This is a genomic window from Oceanicella actignis (genome assembly GCF_008124525.1).
GTDB classification, from domain to species: Bacteria; Pseudomonadota; Alphaproteobacteria; order Rhodobacterales; family Rhodobacteraceae; genus Oceanicella; species Oceanicella actignis.
Genome location: NZ_VNHJ01000027.1, coordinates 1 through 2,792, shown reverse-complemented (window position 1 = coordinate 2,792; position 2,792 = coordinate 1). Strand labels below are relative to the sequence as shown.

General features: G+C 64.6%; 3 protein-coding genes and 1 pseudogene. 1 reads left to right on the top strand and 3 read right to left on the bottom strand.

Annotated features, from left to right (window positions below; all coding sequences use genetic code 11):
* The 3 genes and pseudogenes from LY05_RS14950 to LY05_RS14940 all read right to left on the bottom strand — a co-directional run.
* Positions 1-462: DUF6441 family protein (locus LY05_RS14950; RefSeq protein WP_249041967.1), on the bottom strand; the 462-nt coding region annotated here is incomplete at its 3' end.
* 5 nt (positions 463-467) lie between these two features.
* Positions 468-779 carry a head-tail joining protein gene (locus LY05_RS14945; RefSeq protein WP_148923701.1) on the bottom strand — a complete coding sequence of 104 codons (312 nt, stop codon included), beginning with the start codon at positions 777-779 and terminating at the stop codon, positions 468-470.
* Positions 779-1,800: pseudogene (locus LY05_RS14940) on the bottom strand (major capsid protein). The gene LY05_RS14945 and the pseudogene LY05_RS14940 overlap by 1 nt, the downstream one beginning before the upstream one ends.
* Positions 1,801-1,865: 65 nt before the next feature.
* Between LY05_RS14940 and LY05_RS14935 the strand changes: the two are divergent.
* The coding region (locus tag LY05_RS14935) for an ATP-dependent nuclease (RefSeq protein WP_148923700.1) at positions 1,866-2,792 on the top strand (927 nt) is incomplete at its 3' end.

Sequence of the window (2,792 nt, the reverse complement as noted above, 5' to 3'; positions counted from 1 at the left end):
ATGATTGTCCCATGAGATGGTCCTCCTTTCCCTGTATCGCACGGAAAGAAGGTTAAGGGAACAGACGAAGCGCAGGCGCAGGCCACGGCGACGCTCCCATTCGCCGGGCGTCAGCTTTGCCCCGCGCCGCCCCTTGCCGGCGGCGGGCAGCGGGATCGCCAGCCAGAACCCGTCGCGGGACCGGATCAGCGGGCCGGTGTCATGGGCGCCGACGATGACCGGGGCCTTTGACCAGACCAGCGCCGCGGCGTTCAGGCTCTCACCGGCCTTGGGGTAGGTCTGGCTCCGGATCGAGTTCGCCAGTCGCCGCCCGAGCCCGGCGCCGGTGATCTGGCCGCGCCAGGCGGTCTTGAGCCCGGTCCCGGCCTCGCGCATGGCGGCGGTGACGGCCTTCTCACCCGCCTTCACCTCGGCGGCCATGGCGGCGACGAGGTCGGGCGTGATGTCGAGTTTCAGCTTCATCGGTGTCAGGCCGAGTGCAGGTCCACGGTCCAGACGAGCCGTTCGCGGTCACGGAAAGGCTCGCCCTGAATGAGGAAGGCCTCGCCATCGATCTCGATGCGGTCGCCGGGGCGTGGGGCTGGAACTTCGGCCACGCGCAGGTCCACCCGGGTCGTCTCCGACCAGAGCCGCGCCTCGCCGAAGCCCGTCACCTCGTCCGACCGCCGCAGAATGGCACGCACCAGCATGGGCGCGCTGCCGTCGGCGATGTAGACCACGTCGCGGCCGAGATGCGGGTCGGCGAAGAGCGCCTCCATCGCCGCGGCGAACACGCTCATCAGTTGCTAGAGAAGATGCGCACGGCAAGCCGCGGGCGCTTGTTCACCGGCAGGATCGAGGCCTCGGTCTTGACGTCGATGGCGCTGCCGTCGGGCCGGGCGAGCTGGCGGGCGTAGATCGGCAGGCCAACGGTGTTGACCGTCTCGACGAGGTTCGCAGGCGCCCCAAAGGTGACGAAGGTGTCGGTGGTCCCGAGCGGGAAGGCGATGCCCTCGCCGGCGGGGATCAGCGTCTCGGTCGCGCCGGTCGAGAGCGTGACGGTGGCGTTGTACTCCTCGAAGACGATGCCGCCAAAGGGGAAGCGCCGCCTTGTGTCCTCGCGCAGGGGCTGGGCGCCGGTTGAGGAGAAGTACTTCCACGCGTCCTCGACCTTGGCATGCCCGATCAGCTTGTCGAAGAACTCAGGGCTGACGAGCGCCAGCACGCCCGACATGCTCTCGCCCTTGAGCTCGGTCTCGATCTGGCGCAGCACGGCGCGGATCTTCGCCTGCACGTTGGTCGAGGCGGTCCCGAGCACGAAGTCGGTCTCGAGCCGGGTGATGCCGAACTCGGCGAAGTAGTCGTAGAGCGCGGCGCCGGCGCCGTCGCGGACGATGCCGCGCAGGGCGTTGACCTCCATGAACTCGCGGGTCTGGGCGTGCTTGATGCGCATCCGCGTGAGCTTGCGCTCCATCACGGTGGCCAGCGGATCGGCGGCGTCCGCCACGCCGAAGCCCCGCACCCCCTGGATGTCCTGCGGCGTGATCACGTCGTCATGGGGGATCCAGGGCACGGTGAAGGAGCGCATGGCGCGGGTGTCGCGCCCGGCGACGGTGGCCGGGCCGCCGAGCGGCACGGTGGGCAGAAGGTTCAGCACCCCCTCGGCCTGCTCGATGATCACCGAGCGCTGGGTGATGCCTTGAGGCGGAAGAGGCCCATCTGCCCGAGCCTGGAATAGACATTGGGCAGGATGTTGATGGCCTCGGTCATCTCCGCGAGCGTGTAGCCGCCCGCGTCGAACGGGTTGGTGGTGGTTCGCAGAAACACATAGCGGTTGCTTGACGCCCCCACCCAGGCGACCCTAGATTGCGCCGCGGGAGGCGGCGATGAAGCTACGGCAAGTAACGATCAGGAACTTCAAGGCGATCGAGGACACGACGCTCGAGCTCGCCGATTTCAATGTCATCGTCGGCGCGAATGGCTCGGGCAAGAGCTCGGTTTTGCAGGCGCTGCACTGGATGTTTCAGTCGGCCACGCATCGACAAGTGCGCCCTCAAAAACAAGGCGGCGAGACCATCTCTGAGCGAGACGCGCTCTATATGCCGACCCGGCAATACAGAAATGCCGGACACGGACAAGAATACGGCAACAAGGTCGGCTCGCCACAGCTCGAGTTGGAGATGGAAGCGGATTGGGGCGGCGATAAACACCTTAAGGCAAAGACTTGGATAAAGTCGGGGAGAAACGAGGGGATCAAGGTCCACCTGCCGGCGGAAAACGATCTGATACAAAAGATACGGGCCGAAAAGCGGGAGATCAGCGCCTATATCCCCGGCTTGGCGGGAATATCACTTGAAGAGGAAAAGCGCGCACCTGTTATCGTTCGCCGCCAGGCCGCCGCGGGCGACGCAAACACTGTCTTGCGAAATATTCTTCACCTCATGCAGCAAAGGGACGGCGGCTGGACGGACGACCTCGAGCGGCTGCAGTCCTTTGTTTCGCGTGTGATGGGCGACTTGACCTTAAAGGTCGAGTTCGATGAGAAAAGGCATACGCACATAGTTGCGGAGTTCCAGACCGCCGAGATGCGAGAGGCCGACCCGAAGCGGTTCAAGCCGCTGGAATTGGCGGGTATCGGGTTTCTGCAGGTCATTCAGATCTTCGCCTATCTCATCTATTTTCGCCCGGTTCTGCTTCTGGTCGATGAACCTGATGCGCATCTTCATCCCTCGACACAGGAGAAGCTGATCTGTTCCCTTAACCTTCTTTCCGTGCGATACAGGGAAAGGAGGACCATCTCATGGGACAATCAT